The 20,955-nt window shown below is 56.8% G+C and carries 18 protein-coding genes; 17 read left to right on the top strand and 1 reads right to left on the bottom strand.

Annotated elements, in window-relative coordinates:
- The first annotated feature begins 63 nt into the window (after positions 1-63).
- The 14 genes from D5270_RS05115 to D5270_RS05180 all read left to right on the top strand — a co-directional run bounded on the left by D5270_RS05115 (position 64) and on the right by D5270_RS05180 (position 18,087).
- Complete coding sequence (locus tag D5270_RS05115; RefSeq protein ID WP_161472025.1) at positions 64-378, top strand: OadG family transporter subunit; 315 nt, start codon at positions 64-66, stop codon at positions 376-378.
- 43 nt (positions 379-421) lie between these two features.
- On the top strand, positions 422-778 hold the full coding sequence (locus tag D5270_RS05120; RefSeq protein WP_161472024.1) for a biotin/lipoyl-containing protein: 357 nt from the start codon (positions 422-424) through the stop codon (positions 776-778).
- 51 nt (positions 779-829) lie between these two features.
- Positions 830-1,999 carry a sodium ion-translocating decarboxylase subunit beta gene (locus tag D5270_RS05125; protein WP_161472023.1) on the top strand — a complete coding sequence of 390 codons (1,170 nt, stop codon included), beginning with the start codon at positions 830-832 and terminating at the stop codon, positions 1,997-1,999.
- Positions 2,000-2,017: 18 nt separating this feature from the next.
- Entirely contained in the window at positions 2,018-3,481 is a 1,464-nt protein-coding gene (locus D5270_RS05130; RefSeq protein ID WP_166543067.1) for a pyruvate carboxylase subunit B, read from the top strand.
- A gap of 129 nt (positions 3,482-3,610) precedes the next feature.
- Positions 3,611-5,137: an O-antigen ligase family protein gene (locus tag D5270_RS05135; RefSeq protein ID WP_166543068.1), complete on the top strand. Its 1,527-nt coding sequence runs from the start codon at positions 3,611-3,613 to the stop codon at positions 5,135-5,137.
- Between the two features lie 13 nt (positions 5,138-5,150).
- Positions 5,151-6,749, top strand: coding sequence for an O-antigen ligase family protein (locus tag D5270_RS05140; protein ID WP_166543069.1), 1,599 nt, complete (start codon positions 5,151-5,153; stop codon positions 6,747-6,749).
- A 93-nt stretch (positions 6,750-6,842) separates the two neighbouring features.
- Positions 6,843-8,558 carry a phosphoenolpyruvate--protein phosphotransferase gene (ptsP, locus tag D5270_RS05145; protein ID WP_166543070.1) on the top strand — a complete coding sequence of 572 codons (1,716 nt, stop codon included), beginning with the start codon at positions 6,843-6,845 and terminating at the stop codon, positions 8,556-8,558.
- A gap of 257 nt (positions 8,559-8,815) precedes the next feature.
- On the top strand, positions 8,816-10,645 hold the full coding sequence (gene typA / locus D5270_RS05150; protein WP_166543071.1) for a translational GTPase TypA: 1,830 nt from the start codon (positions 8,816-8,818) through the stop codon (positions 10,643-10,645).
- Between the two features lie 4 nt (positions 10,646-10,649).
- Positions 10,650-12,377 carry a peptidoglycan editing factor PgeF gene (pgeF, locus tag D5270_RS05155; protein ID WP_166543072.1) on the top strand — a complete coding sequence of 576 codons (1,728 nt, stop codon included), beginning with the start codon at positions 10,650-10,652 and terminating at the stop codon, positions 12,375-12,377.
- Complete coding sequence (locus tag D5270_RS05160; RefSeq protein ID WP_166543073.1) at positions 12,374-13,240, top strand: radical SAM protein; 867 nt, start codon at positions 12,374-12,376, stop codon at positions 13,238-13,240. The genes pgeF and D5270_RS05160 overlap by 4 nt, the downstream gene beginning before the upstream one ends.
- A 13-nt stretch (positions 13,241-13,253) precedes the next feature.
- Positions 13,254-13,739, top strand: a complete 486-nt coding sequence (locus tag D5270_RS05165) for a GNAT family N-acetyltransferase (protein WP_166543074.1) — start codon at positions 13,254-13,256, stop codon at positions 13,737-13,739.
- A 35-nt stretch (positions 13,740-13,774) separates the two neighbouring features.
- Positions 13,775-15,070, top strand: coding sequence for a M18 family aminopeptidase (locus D5270_RS05170; RefSeq protein WP_166543075.1), 1,296 nt, complete (start codon positions 13,775-13,777; stop codon positions 15,068-15,070).
- A gap of 14 nt (positions 15,071-15,084) precedes the next feature.
- The gene (locus D5270_RS05175) at positions 15,085-16,692 is read left to right on the top strand and encodes an alpha-amylase family glycosyl hydrolase (protein WP_207709298.1); all 1,608 of its coding nucleotides are present in this window, start codon (positions 15,085-15,087) and stop codon (positions 16,690-16,692) included.
- Positions 16,693-16,704: 12 nt separating this feature from the next.
- Positions 16,705-18,087: an MATE family efflux transporter gene (locus D5270_RS05180; protein WP_166543076.1), complete on the top strand. Its 1,383-nt coding sequence runs from the start codon at positions 16,705-16,707 to the stop codon at positions 18,085-18,087.
- A 193-nt stretch (positions 18,088-18,280) separates the two neighbouring features.
- On the opposite strand, the gene D5270_RS05185 is transcribed toward D5270_RS05180, so the two are convergent.
- Positions 18,281-18,646 (bottom strand): hypothetical protein, encoded by a 366-nt coding sequence (locus D5270_RS05185; protein WP_166543077.1) that lies wholly within the window; start codon positions 18,644-18,646, stop codon positions 18,281-18,283.
- Between the two features lie 221 nt (positions 18,647-18,867).
- Between D5270_RS05185 and prfB the strand changes: the two genes are divergently transcribed.
- Genes prfB through D5270_RS05200 form a run of 3 tightly spaced genes read left to right on the top strand, consistent with a single transcriptional unit; the run spans position 18,868 to position 20,941 of the window.
- Positions 18,868-19,995 (top strand): peptide chain release factor 2, encoded by a 1,128-nt coding sequence (prfB, locus tag D5270_RS05190; RefSeq protein ID WP_166543078.1) that lies wholly within the window; start codon positions 18,868-18,870, stop codon positions 19,993-19,995.
- Entirely contained in the window at positions 19,992-20,513 is a 522-nt protein-coding gene (locus D5270_RS05195; protein ID WP_166543079.1) for a GNAT family N-acetyltransferase, read from the top strand. Before prfB ends, D5270_RS05195 begins: the two co-directional genes overlap by 4 nt.
- Positions 20,510-20,941, top strand: a complete 432-nt coding sequence (locus D5270_RS05200; RefSeq protein ID WP_166543080.1) for a GNAT family N-acetyltransferase — start codon at positions 20,510-20,512, stop codon at positions 20,939-20,941. Before D5270_RS05195 ends, D5270_RS05200 begins: the two co-directional genes overlap by 4 nt.
- Positions 20,942-20,955 lie beyond the last annotated feature (14 nt).

Genomic DNA, 20,955 nt, shown 5'->3' on the forward strand with positions numbered 1-20,955 from the left:
TCTTTGATAAGTTTTAGTCTCACCCTTTTCATAATCCCACAGGAGAAAGGAGGTACGAACTTAATGGACTCTTTGATGCTGTTAGCAGCCATGGCTGAGCCCAGCTTCCTGCAGGTCGTCGCCATGGGCCTCATCACGGTATTCGTGGTGCTTATCTGCCTTATCATCATCATCAAGATCATGGGCGCCATTATGGCAGGCGCCAGCAAACCAGCCCCGGCCCCCGCGGCAGCTCCTGCTGTGGCAGCTCCAACCGTGGCTAATGCTGCTCCCCAGCCCAATAAGCAGCAGCTGGTCGCGGCTGTTTCCGCCGCCATTGCCGAGGATATGGGCGGCAGTGTGGACCATATCAAGATCCACTCCATACGCAAGCTGTGAGTAAAACAATGCCCGGATAAAACCAGAAAGGAAAATACGAATTATGAGAAAATATAACGTGAACGTAAACGGCACCGCTTACGAAGTAACTGTCGAGGAGATCCAGGGCGGCGCCGCCCCTGCTGCCGCTCCTGCCCCGGCTCCAGCGCCCGCCCCGGCCCCCGCTGCCCCTGCAGCCTCCGGCTCCGGCGAGCCTGTAAACGCCCCCATGCCCGGCACCATCCTTGACGTTAAGGTAGCCGCCGGCCAGGCTGTGAAGTCCGGGGACGTGCTGATGATTCTCGAGGCCATGAAGATGGAGAACGAGATAATGGCTCCCAAGGACGGCACTGTCACAAGCGTCGCCGTCTCCAAGGGCGCCGCTGTCGAGTCCGGCACACTTCTTTGCACAATAGCCTAAGCGAAATTATTTTCACTTAAAGCTACCCAAAAAATAAAAGGAGTGTAACCTATGGAAGCAATACAAACTTTCCTGCAGAGCACCGGCTTTGCCAAGGTAGCAAGCGAGCCGCTGGACCTTGTGATGATACTCGTTTCCTGCGTGCTGCTGTACCTGGCTATAGTGAAGAAATTCGAGCCGCTGCTGCTCTTGCCCATCGCCTTCGGCATGCTGCTGACAAACCTGCCCGGCGCGGGGATGTACCACGCCGAGTTCTTTGCCGACGGCCATATCAACTGGGCTGAGCTCGGCACCGGCCACGGCGGCCTTCTGGACTACCTGTACCTGGGCGTAAAGCTGGGCATTTATCCCTGCCTTATCTTCATAGGCGTGGGCGCGGGCACAGACTTTGCCCCCCTTATCGCCAACCCCAAGACCCTGCTTCTGGGCGCAGCCGCCCAGCTGGGCATTTTCGTGACCTACATCGGCGCAAACCTGCTGGGCTTTACCGGCCCTGAGTCCGCGTCTATCGGCATAATCGGCGGCGCCGACGGCCCCACAGCCATCTACACCACCGCCAACCTTGCCCCCCACCTCCTTGGCCCCATCGCCGTGGCTGCATACAGCTACATGGCCCTGGTGCCGGTCATCCAGCCTCCCATCATGAAGGCTCTGACCACCTCTGAGGAGCGCAAGATAAAGATGAAGCAGCTTCGTCCGGTTTCAAAGACCGAGAAGATCCTGTTCCCCATTGTCGTCACTATCTTCGTATCTTTCATGCTGCCCTCTGCCGCCCCGCTGGTGGGCTGCCTTATGCTTGGCAACCTGATGAAGGAGAGCGGAGTTGTGGAGCGCCTTAATAAGACCGCCCAGAACGAGCTGATGAACATCGTCACCATCTTCCTGGGCATCTCCGTGGGCGCAACCGCCACCGCAGAGAACTTCCTGAATCTGAGCACCCTGTCTATCCTGGCAATGGGCATCGTGGCCTTTGGCATGGGCTCTGCCGGCGGCGTGCTACTGGCAAAGCTGATGAACGTGTTCTCGAAGGAGAAGGTCAACCCCCTGATCGGCTCCGCAGGCGTGTCTGCCGTTCCCATGGCGGCCCGCGTGTCCCAGGTAGTAGGCCAGAAGGAGGACCCCTCCAACTTCCTGCTGATGCACGCAATGGGCCCCAACGTGGCCGGCGTTATCGGCTCGGCTGTTGCTGCGGGCGTACTGATGTCCCTGTTCGGCGGTTAAAAAGGAGGATACTAAACTATGGCTAAAAATCCCCTAAAGATAATGGATACCATCCTGCGCGACGCCCACCAGTCTCAGGCGGCCACCCGCATGAAGCTGGAGGACATGGTTCCTGTGCTGCCCCTGCTTGACAGCATTGGTTACTGGTCCCTGGAGTGCTGGGGCGGCGCGACCTTTGACGTGTGTATGCGCTTTCTGAACGAAGATCCCTGGGAGCGCCTGCGCACCCTGAAGAAGGGCCTGCCCAACACCAAGCTGCAGATGCTCCTTCGCGGCCAGAACCTTCTGGGCTACCGCCACTACGCCGATGACGTGGTGGAGGCCTTCGTAAAGAAGTCCCTTGAAAACGGCATTGACGTTGTGCGTATTTTCGACGCGCTGAACGACCCCAGGAACGTACAGGCTGCTGTAAAGTTCGTAAAAGAATACGGCGGCTTCGCAGAGGTCGCAATAAGCTACACAAAGAGCCCTGTACACAGCGAGGACTACTTTGTGAAGCTCAGCATGGAGCTTGAGAAGATGGGCGCCGACTCCATCTGCATTAAGGACATGGCAAACCTTCTGCTGCCCTACGACGCCTACTCCCTGGTTAAGAAGCTTAAAGAGAACGTGGGCGTGCCCATTCACCTGCACACCCACAACACCACCGGCACCGGCGACATGACCAACCTCATGGCTGCCCAGGCCGGGGTCGATATAGTGGACTGCGCCCTGTCGCCCCTGGCGAACGGCACCTCCCAGCCCGCTACCGAGGCCATGGTCGCCACCCTTCAGGGCACCAGCCGCGATACCGGCCTTGACATGAACAAGCTCTCCGAGGCCGCCGCCCACTTCAGGGATGTGGCCGGGAAGCTGGACATCAACCCCAAGGTCCTGAAGGTAGACGTGAACACTCTGCTGTACCAGGTGCCCGGCGGAATGCTCAGTAACCTTATCTCCCAGCTCAAGCAGGCCAACGCCGAGGATAAGTACTATCAGGTGCTTGAGGAGGTTCCGCGCGTTCGCGAGGACTTCGGCTTCCCGCCCCTGGTTACCCCCACCAGCCAGATAGTGGGCTCCCAGGCGGTGCTGAACGTGCTCTCCGGCGAGCGTTATAAGATGGTCTCCAAGGAGAGTAAGGGCCTGCTCCGCGGCGAGTACGGCAACCTGCCCGGCACTGTGAACGAGGAGGTTCGCAAGAAGTGTATCGGCAACGACGAGGTAATCACCTGCCGTCCCGCCGACCTGCTGAAGCCCGAGATGGAGACCCTGCGCGCTGAGTGCAAGGAAAAGGGCATAGGCCACTGTGAGGAGGACTACCTGAGCTATGCTCTGTTCCCCCAGGTAGCCGGCAAGTTCTTCGACTGGCGGGATAATCCCCATCCGGTCGAGCCTGCCCCCGCAGCAGCGGCTGCAACTCCCGCAACGGCTCCCAAGGCCGCGCCCGCTGACAACTCCCCCCGCAACCTCATTGTGGAGGACATGACCGGCGGCAATTTCTAAAAAATCAATTTATACCTTACGAAAGGCTGGCACTTTTTAGTGCCGGCCTTTCTGTATTTTTTCTTGTGCCGCGTCGGAAAATATGTTATAATGTCTCCAAATACTCAAAAAAACATAAGGAAACTGAAAATGGAATCTTCACTGTTACGCAGCCGTCTCACCCCACGCTGCGGCGAGATTATGGCCGCGGTACTTCTAATACAGCCGCCACTGGATGTGCTCAGCTACTTCATGCAGCACTACGGCAGCACAGCCATAACCACCTCCCTGCGTATGGCAATGCTGGTAGCCGTAACGCTGCTGGGCTTTGCCATATCCAGACACAGAAAGGCATATATAGCCTGCTTTGCGGTAATCGGGGCCTTCTGGCTCCTCCATGCCCTCAACTGCCTGCGCCTGGGCTACAAGGACCCAATGGGCGATATTGCGGAGTATTTTAAGCTCATACAGTTCCCATTATGGACCCTCGCTTTTATAACCCTGCTCCAAAACCGTGAAGGTCTTGATATGAGGGCTGCGGGTTTTCTGGCGGCGAACCTTCTTACGGTACTATTAGTGATACTCATATCCTACGCTGTAGGTATGCCCGCCTACACCTATGCCATCCCCTCCCGGGATGTGCAGGTCGGGGTGCTGGGGTGGTTTGCCATACCCAACAGTCAGAGCGCCATTGTCTCAATACTCGTGCTGGGGGCGCTGCTCTGGGCATACTGTCAGGAGCGCCTATGGCTGTTCTGCGTCGTATGCCTGCCGGGCTTCGGGCTATTATACCTCACCGGCACCCGCCTTGCCTACTACTCCGCCATAATAATGGCCCTGGGCCTTATTGTTCTGACACTCATATCCGGCGGCAGGGGGCGGCTTTGCTGTATCCCACTTATTGTTATAATCGCCCTGTTTATAGGCTTCAAAGATATATCAATAATGGAGTACCGACAGAGCCTCAGCCAGGACTCCTTTGACCTCTACCAGGAGCCCACCGACGAGATAATGGGGGATGACAAAGACTACCAGTACAGCGGCGGCGATGTGCCCCCCGAGATACTGGATAAAATCACCAGGGTGTATGAGGATGTATACAGCCGCCAGAGCTTCGCGCAGAAGCCCCTCCTTGGGGACCTTTTAGACCGCTTCGGCACTGATAGGGTCATGAAAAGCTATAACTATACCACAAAGGCCTCTGTACTGTATGACGTGCGGGTGAAGAAGCTAAAGGTCACCTCCCTCTTATGGGAGGAGGGGGATTTCCTCACCAGGCTCCTGGGCTTCGAGGCCTCCTCCGTCCATCTTAACGGCACCAACTACGACCCTGAAAACGACTTCCCCGCCCTGCTGTTTTACTGCGGCTATCTGGGCTGCGGGCTCTATGTATGCTTTGCCGGGTACTTCCTGGCAGCTGCTGCATGGCACTGTATCAAAAACATCCGCCAGCTGCCGGATGTACTTACGGTCCCCTTGGGCGCCTGGTCCATGATAATGGTCCTGGGGCTAGGCGCGGCCCAGTTCTCAGGCCAAGTCCTGCGCAAGCCCAGCGTTACCGTCTATATCTCCCTGGCAGCGGCCCAGCTCTACCTGCTCATCCATACGAGTACCAAGCTCCACGCACGCTTTGAGCGGCGCAGGGGCCTGACTATAAAACAACGTCCTGTGAAATAAGGAGGTTCCCCAGTTGCAGAAAATAAAGGATTTCTTGGAAGATAAGCTCTCCGGCATGGTACTGGCGCTGATGGTAGCACAGCCCGCCATGGACGTGGCCTCATACTTTGCCGCCCAGTACGGCCTCACCGCCATAACCACCCTCCTGCGCTTCGGCCTGCTGGCTCTGGTGGCCCTTCTGGGCCTCCTGCTCACAGACCATAAGCGGGCATACCTCATACTCTATGCCGCCATAGCAGTCTTCTGGGCGGCACATATGCTCAACTGCTTCAGGATAGGATATATCTCCCCGGTCTCCGACACCGGGAACCTTCTGCGCCTTCTGAACTTCCCCCTATATGCTCTCACCTTCATAACCGTGCTAAAGGGCCGCCCTCAGCTGCGCAGGGTATTCTATCTGGGAATCTTTATAGCCTTCCTGGAGATAATCCTCTTCACAGCCCTGCCCTGGCTCACCGGGCACCCCATCCACACCTATGAGAAGATAGAGGTCGGGGTCCTGGGATGGTTCCTCATCCCCAGCGCCCAGAGCGCCATTATTGTCCTCACCGCTCCCCTCTCAATATTTGCGGCCTATAAGAGCGGGAAATATCCTGTATATCTCCTGGGGGTATTCCTGCCAGTAGCCTTGATGTTCGTCACCGGTACAAAGCTGGATTTTTACTCAATATTTATCATAGGCGGCGCATATATTTTTCTGTTCCTGCTTAGGATTGGAAGAAAACCCAGAAGCTATGTGCTCAAATACACCCTGCCCATATTCGCCGTGCTCCTTCTGACAGTTGTATTCAGGGGTAAATCCCCCATGGTCGTGCGCAACAATATGACGGCCTACTCCCAGAATATCTACGGCAATATGATAGCCGACAGCCTGGAAAACTCCGGCGCTGACCAGGAGACCCTGGACCTGATACATCAGGGCGGCGTCACCGCGAAGATTTCATCGGAGCGCCAGCTTGAAAACCTGCGCCGTACGGTGCTGCCCATCTACTCCGACACCGGCGTATACGGCTTCCGCACCAGCGAGCTCAACGCCCGCTTCGGCATGTACAATGTCATGGAGTTCTTTGACTATACCGACTCCCCGGCGGTCCTCTCGAATACCCGGCAAGTAAAGCTCAATTATGCCCAGCTTGTCTGGCACGAAAAAGACATTCTCACCCACTTTCTGGGCTTTGAGTACAGCGACTTCCTTCTGGGCGACAGTATCTATGACCTTGAGAACGACTTCCCGGGAGTTTTCTACAGTGTCGGCTATATCGGCATAGTGCTTTATATGCTCATCTTCGCCCTGTTCTTCTACGAGGTATTCCGGGCCCTTGCAGGCAATATACAGCGGGCCGGCACTTTAGAGCGGGAAAATAGCTCCGGCATAGCCCCCCGCTGGCTCAGGGCCTTCTGGAGAGGACTTAGGGATTTCCTCACCCTGGAGACAGGGGCTGTCGGCATGTGCTTCCTGCTTGCCATGATAGCCGCCCAAATATCCGGCAACGTGCTGCGCCGGCCCAACGTGACAATATACTTCGCCGTAGCCGCCGCCTGCCTCTACAGCCTGACCTCCTCTCAGCCCGGGCCGGTGCTTAAAGCCCAGGAAAAAATAGAAAACTTATGAAAAACCGGCCTTGATTTTCTGATATCTCCATATTATAATTATAATATGGAATAATCATCCCCAATATCTATAACCGAAGGTGAGGTGTAACTTATGCTGCAAGGCATCGCCGTATCCGACGGCATAGGCCTTGGCAAGGTACTGCTCATCAGGGCCCATGCCCTGGTATTCAACGAAAACCGCGCCGTGGACCCTCAGCACGAAACCGGCCGCTTCACCAAAGCCGTCGCGGCCTTCTGCGCCAATACCGCCAGCCGTATGCGCCACCTGCAGCAGCGCTCCCCCAGCTCTGAGGACTCAAAAATACTTGAGACTCATATCGGTATCGCCAACGACCCGGAGATGAACAGCCAGGTCTGTGAGCTCATAGAGTCCGGACTCAGCGCCGAGGGTGCTCTTAACCGGGTGTGCGATATGTACATAGCCATGTTCTCGGACTCCCACGACGAGCTAACCCGCCTTAGGGCCGAGGACATCCGGGACGTGCGCAACGCCCTTATGCACCTGCTGCTGGGGGTTAAGGATACCGCCATAAAGGACGCCCCAAAGGGCTCCATACTTGTAGCAGAGGAGCTAAGCCCCTCCGCCATGGCGGACCTTGACACCGAGCGTATAGTGGGGCTGGTACTTGAAAAAGGCGGTCCCGCCTCACACGCCAGCATACTGGCCCGGACTATGGGCCTTCCGGCGGTCTGCGGAGTCCGGGGAGCCGCGGATAAGCTCTCCTCCGGGGATTTCGTCATTGTGGACGGCTCCCGGGGGGAGGTCATATCATCACCCGGGGAGAAGGTAATAGCAGAATACTGGCAGAAGCGCGAAGCCCAGCTTGAGGAGCGCCGCTGCATGGAGCACTTCCGGGACCGCCACACCATCTCTGCCGACGGGCTGGAGTACCCGCTGTACTGCAATATAAGTATGCCCTGTGCCGCAGGCGGGGCCATTGAGTCCGGTGGCGAAGGAGTTGGCCTGTTCCGCACCGAATATCTTTTCATGAACCGCAGCTCTCCCCCCAGCGAGGAGGAGCAGGCCACGGCCTACTCACAGGCCCTGGATGGCGCCGCAGGCAGGCAGGTGGTCATACGCACCCTGGACATCGGCGGCGACAAGAATGTTCCCTGCCTTGATGTCTATAAGGAGGAGAATCCCTTTCTCGGGCTTAGGGGCGTGCGCTGGTGCCTCCAGAATCCCGATGTGTTTCTGACCCAGCTGCGGGCCCTTCTGCGGGCCGGCGCCGGGGAGGGCCGGGACCTGCGTGTAATGTTCCCCATGATATCCTCCCTTGCCGAGCTGCGCGCCTGCCGCCAGCTTCTTGAAAAGGCCCGGGAGCAGCTGATAAACGAGGGCAAGGCCTGTGCCGAGAACCTGCCGGTTGGTGTGATGATAGAGACCCCCTCTGCCGCCTTCATAGCCGACCATCTCTCCCGGGAAACGACGTTCATGAGTATCGGCACCAACGATTTGGTGGGCTATATCATGGCATGCGACCGGGGCAACCCCTCTGTGAGCAACCTATACGACCCCTTCCATCCGGCGGTGCTGCGGGCCCTGCGGCATATAATCCAGTGCGGCAGCGCCACCGGCACCCCCGTATGTGTCTGTGGCGAGACCGCCTCGGACCCCCGCCTTGTCCCCCTCTATATGTCCTATGGCATTGCCAGCTTCAGCATTCCCTCAGGAGCCGTGCCCAGGGTGCGCAAGACCGTCTCCCTGTGGACTAAGGCCGAGGCCGACAGCCTTTCGGAAGCTGCCGGGAGGCTTGAGACGGCGCGGGAGGTCAGGGAGCTGCTGGACAGCGCGACCAGAATGTGAACCCCTCTGGTATTTTGTAAACAAAATAAGTTAATATAACCGTCTTTAAGCTTACTAAAGACAGGGCCACGGAAGCCTTATCTTCCACGCCCTGTCTTTTTATTTACTGCCCATTTTACTCCATGATGTTTACAGATATGGCCTGCTGCCGCACTATATCCCTGCGCAAAAGAGGGCTTTTCAAATCCCCTGAATTGTGCTATAATAATAAGTCGTATAATAAATTCAGATAAGCAGCTGAAAGGAAAGGATAGAAAATGGGAATAAGAGAAGACCTGCGCAACGTGGCTATCATCGCCCACGTTGACCATGGAAAGACCACTTTGGTGGACCAGCTGCTGCGGCAGAGCGGTATCTTCCGCGTAAATGAGGCCGTAGCGGAACGGGTCATGGACTCGGGGGACCTTGAGCGGGAGCGGGGCATTACAATCCTCTCGAAGAATACCGCGGTGAAATACGGAGATACCAAGATAAATATTGTGGACACCCCAGGCCATGCGGACTTTGGCGGCGAGGTGGAGCGGGTACTGATGATGGTGGACGGCGTGCTGCTCTTGGTGGACGCCTTCGAGGGCTGTATGCCCCAGACCCGCTTTGTGCTGAAGAAGGCCTTAGGCCTTGGAAAAAAGCCCATTGTGGTCCTGAACAAAATAGACCGGCCCGGAGCCCGGCCCGCCGAGGTGGTGGACGAGGTGCTGGATTTATTTATAGAGCTTGGCGCAAACGACGACCAGCTGGAGTTCCCGGTGGCTTACTGCTCCGCAAGGGACGGCTACGCCACGCTGGACCCGGAGGTCCCCGGCACAGATATGAAGCCCCTTTTTGAGATGATACTCAGCGAGGTCCCCGCCCCCAGCGGCGACCTTGAGGGCCCCACCCAGGTGCTCTTCTCCAACATCGACTACGACGAATATGTGGGCCGCATAGGTATAGGCCGGGTTGAGAGGGGAGAGATAAAGGCAGGCCAGCAGGTTGCTATATGCGGTGGCGGCGAGGAGGGCCATAAGAACGCCAAGATATCAAAGCTCTACCAGTTTGAGGGCCTTAAAAGGGTTGAGGCCGAGAGCGCCAGACTTGGGGACATAATAGCAGTCTCCGGCATAACGGACCTTAACATCGGACAGACCGCCTGTGACACCGACAATATCGACCCTCTTCCCTTTGTGAAGATAGACGAGCCCACGGTCTCCATGCTCTTTAAGGTCAACGACTCCCCCTTCGCCGGGCGGGAGGGCAAATTCGTAACCTCCCGAAACCTTCGCGACCGGCTCTTTAAGGAGGTGGAGACAAACGTAGCCATGCGCGTTGAGGAGACAGACAGCATGGACACCTTCAAGGTCTCGGGCCGCGGGGAGCTACACCTCTCTATACTAATAGAGCAGATGCGCCGCCAGGGCTATGAGTTCCAGGTCTCGCCCCCCACGGTCATATACAAGGAAAAGGACGGCAAAAAACTCGAGCCCATGGAGCTCCTTATGATAGAGACCCCGGACAGCTATGTTGGGGCCGTTATGGAGAAGATAGGCTCAAGAAAGGCTGAGCTTGTGAACATGGGCACCAGGGAGACCGGAATCACCCATATGGAGTTCAGGATACCCGCCAGGGGATTGATGGGCTACCGCTCCGAGTTCCTCACGGACACCAACGGCAACGGCATTATGAACCATGTCTTCGACGGCTACGAGCCCTATAAGGGGGATATCTCCCAGCGGCAGCAGGGCTCTATCATAGCCTTTGAGACCGGGGAGTCCACGGCCTACGGCCTGTTTAACACCCAGGACCGGGGCAGGCTCTTTATCGGGCCCGGGGTCGAGGTTTACGAGGGCATGATAGTCGGGGCCAGCCCTAAGGCCGAGGATTTAGTTGTAAACGTGTGCAAGAAAAAGCACGCCACTAATACCCGCTCGTCGTCGTCGGACGAGGCATTGAGGCTTACGCCCCACTCGGTGCTGAGCCTGGAGCAGTGCCTTGAGTTCATCAGCGAGGATGAGTACGTGGAGGTCACGCCCAAGAGCGTGCGCATGAGAAAGGCCGTGCTCTCACATGAGCAGAGGATGAAACAGCAGAGCCGCAAAAAGTCCGGCTGACCATATGCCACCAAAGGAGGTGCCTGATATAAATATCGCTATTCTGGACCTTGAGTGGAACGCGGCATACAGCCGCAGGCTTAAGGGTTATATCAACGAGATAATCGAGTTCGGCGCGGTGAAATGCGGGCCGGACCTTGAGCCCATAGGCACCTTCACCTGCTTTGTGCGCCCCCAGGTGGGCAAGCACCTAAACCCGGTGGTGGCGGACCTTACAAGCATTACCGAGGAGGAGCTCTCATCTGACGGCATACCCTTCATGAACGCCGTGAGCCGCTTCAAGCGCTGGCTCGGGGGCTGTGTTCTAATGACCTGGGGCCATTCAGACATTCTGGCCCTGATAGAAAACTGCAAATACTTCAGCGGCAGCATGCAGGTCCCTTTCTTAACGGAATACTGCGACCTGCAGCGCTACGCTCAGGAGGCCTTGGGCCTGGGCACCAACGAGCAGACTGGCCTTGAAAAGGCGGCGGAGCTTCTGGGGATAGACCTTTCGGAGCTCTCCCAGCACCGGGCCCTGGACGACAGCAGGATAGCCCTTGAAATACTCCGCCGGGTCCGGGACCGGATGGACCCGGGGCCGTTCATCCAGTCCTGCGGCGAGAGCTTCTACCGGCGCATGACCTTCCGCACAAGCTATGTGCGGGATCTGAAGGACTCCCGGGTGCGCCCGGAGCACCTTCGGCTCCACTGTCCGGCCTGCGGAGGGGGAAGCTCCCGCACCTGCCGCTGGCACCAGCATAACCGGGCCTTTATCTCCGAGTTCCGCTGCCGTGACTGCGGGCTGCGCTTCTCGGGGAGGGTAATAATAAAAGAGAAATACGAGGGGATAGTCGTGAGTAAAAAAGCCGTCCCAATGCCTGTAATAGAAAAGCCCCGGCGGGCCGAGCCCGGGGAAATAGACAATATGCAGCTTGAAATAAATAACGGCGTGGGGGTGCTGCGCTTCCCCGCCCTCAGCGAGATTAACTTTGTGACCCATGCTTTTTCCACCAGGATAGGCGGGGTAAGCGGTAAAGAATTTGCCTCAATGAACCTGGGGTATGGCAGGGGAGATTCGGACGGAAACGTGGAGGAGAATTACCGCCGCTTTGCCAAGGCCGCCGGCTTTGATTCAGAGAGCATGGTCTGCGGCTGCCAGGTGCACAGGACCGACATACGCCGTGTGGGGGAAAATGAGCGGGGCATCGGAATCTGGACGCCCAACGACTGCGACAGCGCAGACGGCCTGTGTACAGACGTGCCCGGGGTGACCCTGGTGGTATTTGCCGCCGACTGCGTGCCGGTATACTTCATCGACCCGGAGCACCGGGCCATAGGCCTTGCCCACGCCGGGTGGCGGGGAGCCGCGGCGGGTATGCCCAGGGTGATGGCTGAGCGCATGGCTGAGGAGTTCCGCTCAAACCCAAAGAAGCTCATAACGGCTATAGGCCCCTCTATCTGCAGGGACTGCTTCGAGGTGGACGCCCCTGTTGCGAAGGAGTTCTTGCAGCTGCCCAATTCCGGGGAATTTGTAACAGGCCCCACGGAGCTGCCCGGCGACGGCGGGGTGAAGTACCATGTTGATTTGTGGGAGTGCTGCCGCCAGTCCCTCCTGTCCGCGGGAGTCCTGCCGGAGCATATCACCGTGGGCGGGGTATGCACCATGGAGAACAGCGACCTGGTTTTCTCCCACCGCAAGACCCGGGGCCAGCGGGGGAGCAACTGCGCTATGCTGGCAATAAACTCATGATATGTAAGCTGTGCCCAAGGATGTGCGGGGCTGTGAGGGACGGCAGCACCCCCTGCCACAGCGCCGGTGAAATGCGTATAGCCCGGGCGGCGCTGCACTTCTGGGAGGAGCCGCCCATCAGCGGCAAAAACGGCTCAGGGACAGTGTTTTTTACCGGCTGCCCGCTGTGGTGCAGGTACTGCCAGAACTACAGTATCAGCCGCGGCAGGACTCCGGGCCGGGCCGTGACCCCCCGGGAGCTCAGCGATATTTTCTTTGACCTGATAGACGGCGGCGCCCATAATATAAACCTTGTGACCGCTACACAGTTTATACCCGGGGTGCGGGAGGCGCTTATGATGAGAAAGCTGCCGGTGCCGGTGGTGTATAATTCCTCGGGGTACGAGCGTAAGGAGAGCCTTCAAAGCCTGGAGGGTCTTGTGGACATATATCTTCCCGACTTCAAGTACGCCCAAACAAAGCTCGGGGAAGACCTCTCAAATGCCCCGGATTATCCCGGGACGGCTGTCAGTGCCATACATGAAATGGTACGGCAGGCCGGCCCCCCGGAGTATGACGGCGATGGGATGATGATAAAAGGCGTGCTGATTCGGCACCTTATCCTGCCCGGGCACACCAAAAATTCCATAGCCGCCCTGGAGCTTATAGCCAGAGAGTTCCCCGGCATACCTGTGAGCCTTATGGCCCAGTACACCCCCTGGGGCGAGGCGAAGGAGGGAATAGAGAATTACCCGGAGCTCTCGAGGACGGTCACCAGGCGGGAGCTTTTGAAGGTACAGGACGCGCTCTTTGAGCTGGGGCTTGAGGGCTTTGTACAGTCCAGAAAGGCTATGGGAGCGGAATATATACCGGAATTTCAGTGAGGAGGGAGAGCCTGTGAGGGGGAGAAAGGGACGGATATTCGGCATTGTGCCCATGACCGGGGAGCTTGCGGCGAAGATAACCGCCTGGGAGTACCCGGGGGAGTACGCCGTCTATAACTGGGATGAGGGCAGCCCCATAGACGAGCTGCTGGACGGCAGCTCCTATGCCCTTTTAAACAGCGCCCGGGAGCTTGCGGGCTTCTACCAGTTCGGGGCCGGGGCCAGGATACCAACTGTCGAGGAGGGCGCATACCCTGACGGCCCCCTGGACATTGGCCTGGGGCTAAGGCCCGACCTATGCGGGCTGGGCTTCGGCGAGCCCTTTGTGCAGTGCGGGATAAAGCTTGCCCGGGAGGAGCTTGGGGTCTGTACAGTCAGGCTGACAGTCGCCGGGTTCAATATCCGGGCCAGGCGGGTGTATGAGCGCTGCGGGTTTAAAACTGTGGGCCCTGTTACCCATAAAGTATCAAATGCCCAGTTTTTTATCATGCTATTATAAAGCTACTATATTTTTTGGAAAAGGGGTAATTAATTATGACCGACCAGCTTACAGGCAGGCTTTTCGACTTTATCGAGAGCAGTCCCACATCCCTGCACACTGTCAACGCCGTGAGAGCTATGCTTCTGAACGCGGGTTTCACCGAGCTGTCTGAGTCCGGGGCCTGGGAGCTCAGCGAGGGACACGGATACTTTACCACCCGGAGCCAGAGCTCGATAATCGCCTTCCGGGTGCCCAAGAAAGACTTTTATGCCTTCTCAGTGGCGGCTCCCCACGGGGATTCCCCCTGCTTCAAGGTGAAGGGCTCTCCCGAGATGGACTGCGGCGGGCACTACACAAAGCTCAACACCGAGGTATATGGGGGCACCATACTAAACCTCTGGCTGGACAGGCCCCTGTCTGTGGCCGGCAGGCTGGGCATACGCACTGAGGACGGCGTGCGTATGCAGCTTGTAAACCTGGCAAAGGACCTTCTCACTATCCCCAGCCTTGCCATACACATGAACCGCGAGGCCAATAACGGCGCTAAACTTGACCCCCAGCGGGACACTCTGCCCCTGTTCGGCAGCAAGGGCGCCGACCTGCTCTCTATGCTCAGCGAGCTTATAGGGGTGAAGAAGGAGGACATACTCTCCCACGACCTGTACCTCTACAGCCGCACCAGGGGGACGGTCTTCGGCGCCCAAAATGAGTTTATCTCCGCGCCGAGGCTGGACGACCTGGAGTGTTCCTTCTCAGCGGTAACCGCCTTCCTGCAAAGCGATAACCCCGAGAACTGCATGATATGCGCAGTCTTCGACAACGAGGAGACCGGCAGCATGACCCGCCAGGGGGCGGGCTCCACCATGCTCAGCGACGTAATAGACAGGATATGCCGGTGGGCGGGAAAGGACAGCGAAGCCCGCAGCCTTGCCATACAGAACGGTATGCTGCTCTCCGCAGACAACGCCCACTCCGTACACCCCAACTACCCCGACAAGGCAGACCCCACCAGCAAGTGCTGGATGAACGGCGGCATAGTTGTGAAGCACAGCACAAGGTACGCCACGGACGCCTCTACCGCCGCCCTCTTTAAGCGCATCTGTGAAAAAGCAAACGTGCCCACCCAGGACTACTACAACAACTCCTCCACCCCCGGCGGCGGGACCCTGGGCCTTATCTCCGGCTCCCAGGTAGCTATCCCCACCGTGGACATCGGCCTGGCCCAGCTTGCCATGCACTCCCCCTATGAGACGGCGGGGCGTGAGGACCTAAAGCACATGGTAGACGGCATGACAGCATTCTATAACAGCGTGTTCTCCTGGGACGGGAACAGCTGTACACTACGATAAACAGGAGGCACATCATGAATGTTACACGTTTGAAGAATAACCCCGGCTGGCAGAACTCAGCCATGTTTTACCAGATTTACCCAATCGGCTTCTGCGGGGCCCCCTATGAGAACGACGGTGTGCCCATGAGCCGTATACGCAAGGTGATAGACTGGGTGCCGCACCTTAAAAAGCTCAACACAGGCGCGGTGTACTTCTCCCCGGTGTTCGAGTCCGACACCCACGGCTACGACACCAGGGATTTCAGGAAAATAGACTCCCGCCTTGGCAGCAACGAGGACTTTGCCGACGTGTGCAATGCCCTGCACGAGGCCGGGATAAGGGTGGTGCTGGACGGCGTATTCAACCACGTGGGCCGCGGCTTCTGGGCCTTTCAGGACGTCTTAAAGAACAGGGAGAGCTCCCCCTACAGGGACTGGTTCCATATAAACTTCGGCGGCAACTCGAACTATAACGACGGCCTATGGTACGAGGGCTGGGAGGGTCATTTCGAGCTGGTGAAGCTGAACCTTCAGAACCCGACTGTGGTGGACCATATTTTAGAGTGCGTCGGCGGCTGGATGGATGAGTTCGCAATAGACGGCCTGAGGCTTGACGTTGCGTACCTGCTGGATGAAAACTTCATGCGCCGCCTCCACCAGTACACCAAGGGCCGGGACGCGGGTTTCTTCCTCCTAGGTGAGATGATACACGGTGACTATAAGCGCATAATGAACCCGGAAATGCTTGACAGCGTCACCAACTACGAGTGCTATAAGGGGCTCTATTCCTCCTTCAATGACAAGAACATGTTCGAGATAGCCCACTCCCTGAACCGGCAGTTCGGCTCCGAGAACTGGTGCCTCTACAGGGGCGAGCACCTTTTGTGCTTTGCCGACAACCACGATGTAACGCGCATACACACTATACTCAAGGATAAACAGCAGATAGAGGGCCTTTACACCATGCTCTACTGTATGCCCGGCATCCCCTGCCTGTACTACGGCAGTGAATGGGGAGCGGAGGGCGACAAGCATGACGGCGACCCGGCCCTTAGGCCCTGCTTCGATAAGCCTGTAGAGAACAGCCTGACGGAGTTCATAGGCGAGCTCAGCCGGATAAAGCTGCAGAGCAAAGCCCTCAGCGAGGGCAGCTATAAGAACGAGACTATCTTAAACAAGCAGATAGTCATACGCCGGGAGGCCCAGGACGAGACTGTGTTCGCCGCCATAAACGCCGACCAGAGCGGGTTTAATATCAACGTAAATTATCACGGCCCCGCCACCGACCTGTTCACCGGGGAGAGCCGGGAGCTCAACGGCTGTATTGAGCTTGAGCCCTACGGCGTGAAGCTCTACCGACTTGGTCCACCGAGAGCCGGAGACAAGGCCCCCGCCCCCAAGGCTGAGGCTGTCACCGTATCTGTGCCCGCCCCTGAGTATAGGCCGGAACCTAATCCGGAGCCGAAGTCCCAGCCTGAGAGCAAGCCCCAGCCGGAGCAGGGCCCGGTACCCGGCGCCCTTAACCTTGTCCCCACGGATATCCCTCTGCGGTACACCTCACAGGACGGCACACCGTACATTGCCGTGCCCTGCAACGACCCGGCGCTGGAGAAGCTCATCCGCGCCGTTACAGGAAAGTAAAGGAGTGTTTAAATGAGCGAGAACGTACAGCCCCAAAACAAGATGGGCACGGCTAAAATGCTGCCCCTCATATTCTCCATGGCCCTGCCCGCCATGTTCTCCATGATGGTCCAGGCTCTGTATAATATCGTTGACACCTACTTCGTCTCCCAGGTGAGCGAAAAGGCCATGGCGGCGGTATCCCTGGCCTTTCCAATACAAAATCTACAGATAGCCTTCGCGGTGGGCACCGCCGTCGGCGTCACCTCCCTAATCTCCCGCCGCCTGGGAGAGGGCAGGAAAGCCGAGGCTGAGTCCGCAGCGTCCCACGGGATAGTGCTGGGCCTGTGCACCGCGGCAGTCTTCGCCGTGTACGGTGCCTTCTTCACGACCCCCTTCTTCAAAATGTTCGAGTCCGACCCGGAGATAGTCCTCATGGGCGACCAGTACATATCCGTCTGCTGCATTTTCTCCTTCGGTAGCTTTGTTGTGGTAATGCTGGAGAAGATACTCCAGGCCACGGGCAATATGCTCTGGCCCATGATATTCCAGCTGGTGGGCGCCCTCATAAACATAGCCCTGGACCCTGTATTCATCTTCGGCTATTTCGGGCTTCCGGCAATGGGAGTCACCGGCGCCGCCATTGCCACCGTGGGCGGGCAGATTATCTCCATGATATTCGCGGCAATAGTCTTTGCCGTGCGCCCGCACGCCATCTCAATCAGCTTTAAGGGCTTTAGGCCCCGCTGGAAGACAATCAAAAATATCTACGCTGTAGGGCTCCCCGCCATAGTCATGCAGGCCATCGGCACCGTGATGAACATGGCTATGAACGGCATACTCTCCGGCTTCTCCACCGCGGCATATACCGTCTTCGGCCTCTACTTCAAGCTGCAGTCCTTCGTGTTCATGCCGGTCTTCGGCCTGACCCAGGGCCTGCTCCCCATTATGGGTTTTAACTACGGCGCAAGAAATAAAAAACGCCTGATGCAGGCCCTCTCCCAGGGCTGCCTCATAGCGCTCTTTATAATGCTCGCCGGTATGCTCGCCTTCCTCCTGCTGCCGGATAAGCTTCTGGGTATCTTCAACGCCTCGGAGGAGCTCCTTCACATCGGCGTCCCCGCCCTTCGTACCATCTGCATCTGCTTTATCTTCGCCGCCCTGGGCATAGTCTCCTCCACCCTTTTCCAGGCCGTGGGCCGCGGCACCTACAGCCTTATAGTCTCCATTATGCGCCAGCTGGCCGTGCTGGTCCCCTCAGCCTGGCTGCTGTCCCGAATCTTTGGGGAGGTCAACGCCGTCTGGTGGGCCTTCCCCGTAGCCGAGACTGTCTCGCTGCTGGTGAGCGTGTTCTTCTTTATGCGGCTGTATACCAGGGAGATAAAGTCCCTTGACAAAAAAGGCGCTGCCCAGTAGCGGTCAGCCCGGTTTATGAGCAATTTTATAAGTATTACAAAACCGTCACTTTGCCGAGTGGCGGTTTTGCTTTTTTACCTTTTCAGATTGGTATTGCCGAAAGAGGTTTCACCAAACCATTCGTTAATTAATATATCCAAAGCGGGCAGCCATTCACTGGTGGATGACTGCCCGCTAAACTGGAAGTTGTCCTTCAGCCTTCAGGTAATAAAAATATAATAATCGTACTAATCACTTGAAGTATAGCAAGAAACATAAGCAGATACTTTATTCCATGCTTAAACTTTGAAAAAGACAGCAGCATCCAACCAGACATCAAAATACATACAATGGAAACAACAGCACAGATTCCAAATGCAATGTATACATTAACTTGAGCAATTTTATCCAATAATCCTGTGAAATACAATATTATATGAACCGCTTGTAACGCCCCTGTTACAATATATATTCTTTTGCTATTTTCAGATTTAAAAGAATTGCGTCTTAACAAAATAAGCAATCCGATTATCGTTAAAACAAGTAAAATTCCAATTCCTACGGGGACAGTAAAATTCATAATCTGGCACCTCTGAATTTGGGTTTGTTGACCCGATTATAGCACATGGCTCCCGCCATTTCAACGTGCTTTTGTGTAAAACCGCCGAAGTTACGTCCCAGCCACTCTTTCTTTAAAAGGGATTAACGGTTTTCCCTGTTTACATCCCCACGGTTTTTTGGTATAATATTGGGGTATACACCATAAAACGGCTTCTTTATTTTGGAAAGGAGATAACGGATATGCTGCAATTTGAAGAGCTCGCCCGGCAGCTTGCCGCCCAGCGGGAGGCCCTTGACGCCCTGGGCGAAGCCCTTGGCCTTGAGAGGCTGCGGGAGGAGGTCGAAATGCTGGAGCTCAAGTCTGCGGAGCCCGGGTTCTGGGACGATATGGCGAACGCCCAGAAGGTGACCCAGCGCATGGCGGGGCTCAAGGCCAAGGATGAGGGCTACCGCAGGCTCTGCTCCCGCTGCGACGACGCCGCCGCGCTTATTGAGCTTGGGGACGAGGCCGAGGACCTTTCGCTCATTGCGGAGATACAGACGGAGATAGACTCGGTAACAGGCGAGATAGCCACCATGAAGCTCTCCACCCTGCTCACCGGCGAGTACGACGGACATAACGCAATACTGACATTTCATGCGGGTTCCGGCGGCACAGAGGCCCAGGACTGGGCTGAAATGCTTTTCCGCATGTACGGACGCTGGGCCGAGCGCAGGGGCTTCAAGGTTACGACTCTTGATTACCTGGACGGCGACGAGGCCGGGCTCAAGTCCGCTTCTATACTGGTGGAGGGCGAAAACGCCTACGGCTACCTTAAATCCGAGGCCGGGGTGCACAGGCTTGTGCGTGTCTCCCCCTTCGACGCGGCAGGGCGCAGGCACACCTCCTTCTCCTCCCTGGAGGTCATGCCCGAGATAGAGGAGGATAACTCCGTTGAGATAAACCCCGACGACATCAAGATGGAGGTCTACAGAGCCTCAGGCGCCGGCGGCCAGAAGGTCAACAAGACCTCCTCGGCTGTGCGCCTGATACACATACCCACCGGCATTGTAGTCTCCTGCCAGGTGGAGCGCAGCCAGTATCAGAACCGTGACGTAGCTATGAAAATGCTCATCTCAAAGCTGGTAGAGATAAAGGAGCGGGAGAATCTTGAGAAGATATCGGACATAAAGGGCGAGCAGAAGGAGATAACCTGGGGCAGTCAGATACGCTCCTATGTGTTCATGCCCTACACCATGGTCAAGGACCACCGCACAGGCTTCGAGACCGGCAACGTAAACGGCGTCATGGACGGCGACCTGGACGGCTTCATCAACGCCTACCTCACCGCCAAGAGCCAGGGAACCCTGGGGGAGAATATAGAATGAATTTTGAGATGATACCCATCAAAGAGTACGAGAAAGAGATACTCAGGAATTTGATGGAGAAGTACGACTATGAGTTCACCCAGTACACAAAGGAGGACGTGAACCCCCTGGGGCTCTACGGCTACTCCTGGCTGGACTGCTACTGGAAAGACCCGGGCCGCTGGGCATACTTTCTGAAGGCTGACGGAAATCTGGCAGGCTTTGCCCTTATCAACGACTACCCTGAGGCCGCAAAGACCGACTATAACGTGGCCGAGTTCTTCGTCATGTACAAGTACCGCCGCTGCGGACTGGGCTCCTGGGTCATGGACAGGCTCTTTGAGATGTTCCCCGGCTCCTGGCAGATAAAGTACCATCCGAAGAACCTACCGTCGGTAGAGTTTTGGAACAGGGTGGCAGAAAATCACTCGGCTGGAAATTACCGCCGTGAGGAGCGCCCCGACCTTGCCTACCCAGACGGCTCCCCGGCGCAGGTGCTGGTTTTTGAGACTGTTCCTTTGCGGGAGAAAACCCTATGAGCCCTGTCTGTATAAGAGATATGGAGAGTGGGGACTGCCTGGCCGTCGCCGCTGTCTGGCGGGATGTGTTCACCCCTCTGACAGATGAAGCCTTTATCGAAGCCTGCAAAAAGATGGAGGGCGACAGCCGCTACCGCATATTTGTGGCTGACATTGCCGGTGATGTTGTGGGCTTTGTCACCACTGTGGAGACTTTGGCGCTCAATATGCCAAACGGATATATTAAAATAAATGGTCTTGCTGTCCTGCCTGAATACCGGCGCCGGGGTATAGGCAAAATGCTCATGGAGCGGGTGGAGGAGCTTGCGCGGGAGCAGGTCATTTCCCGTATTTGCCTTGCTTCGGGCTTTCAACGAACAGAGGCCCATATATTTTATGAACGCCTTGGATATGAGAAATTATCGTTTTGGTTTCGCAAGATAATATAAAACATGCCCGCCAA

It is taken from the genome of Acutalibacter sp. 1XD8-36, assembly GCF_009917525.1.
GTDB lineage: Bacteria > Bacillota > Clostridia > Oscillospirales > Acutalibacteraceae > Acutalibacter.

Excerpts from the sequence above, each read along its gene's own strand:
- D5270_RS05135 (WP_166543068.1), top strand. The coding sequence starts at position 3,611 with ATGGAATCTTCACTGTTACGCAGCCGTCTCACCCCACGCTGCGGCGAG.
- D5270_RS05125 (WP_161472023.1), top strand. The coding sequence starts at position 830 with ATGGAAGCAATACAAACTTTCCTGCAGAGCACCGGCTTTGCCAAGGTA.
- D5270_RS05130 (WP_166543067.1), top strand. The coding sequence starts at position 2,018 with ATGGCTAAAAATCCCCTAAAGATAATGGATACCATCCTGCGCGACGCC.
- typA (WP_166543071.1), top strand. The coding sequence starts at position 8,816 with ATGGGAATAAGAGAAGACCTGCGCAACGTGGCTATCATCGCCCACGTT.
- D5270_RS05115 (WP_161472025.1), top strand. The coding sequence starts at position 64 with ATGGACTCTTTGATGCTGTTAGCAGCCATGGCTGAGCCCAGCTTCCTG.
- prfB (WP_166543078.1), top strand. The coding sequence starts at position 18,868 with ATGCTGCAATTTGAAGAGCTCGCCCGGCAGCTTGCCGCCCAGCGGGAG.
- D5270_RS05160 (WP_166543073.1), top strand. The coding sequence starts at position 12,374 with ATGATATGTAAGCTGTGCCCAAGGATGTGCGGGGCTGTGAGGGACGGC.
- D5270_RS05170 (WP_166543075.1), top strand. The coding sequence starts at position 13,775 with ATGACCGACCAGCTTACAGGCAGGCTTTTCGACTTTATCGAGAGCAGT.
- D5270_RS05200 (WP_166543080.1), top strand. The coding sequence starts at position 20,510 with ATGAGCCCTGTCTGTATAAGAGATATGGAGAGTGGGGACTGCCTGGCC.
- D5270_RS05195 (WP_166543079.1), top strand. The coding sequence starts at position 19,992 with ATGAATTTTGAGATGATACCCATCAAAGAGTACGAGAAAGAGATACTC.
- D5270_RS05180 (WP_166543076.1), top strand. The coding sequence starts at position 16,705 with ATGAGCGAGAACGTACAGCCCCAAAACAAGATGGGCACGGCTAAAATG.
- pgeF (WP_166543072.1), top strand. The coding sequence starts at position 10,650 with ATGCCACCAAAGGAGGTGCCTGATATAAATATCGCTATTCTGGACCTT.
- D5270_RS05185 (WP_166543077.1), bottom strand. The coding sequence starts at position 18,646 with ATGAATTTTACTGTCCCCGTAGGAATTGGAATTTTACTTGTTTTAACG.
- D5270_RS05175 (WP_207709298.1), top strand. The coding sequence starts at position 15,085 with ATGAATGTTACACGTTTGAAGAATAACCCCGGCTGGCAGAACTCAGCC.
- D5270_RS05120 (WP_161472024.1), top strand. The coding sequence starts at position 422 with ATGAGAAAATATAACGTGAACGTAAACGGCACCGCTTACGAAGTAACT.
- ptsP (WP_166543070.1), top strand. The coding sequence starts at position 6,843 with ATGCTGCAAGGCATCGCCGTATCCGACGGCATAGGCCTTGGCAAGGTA.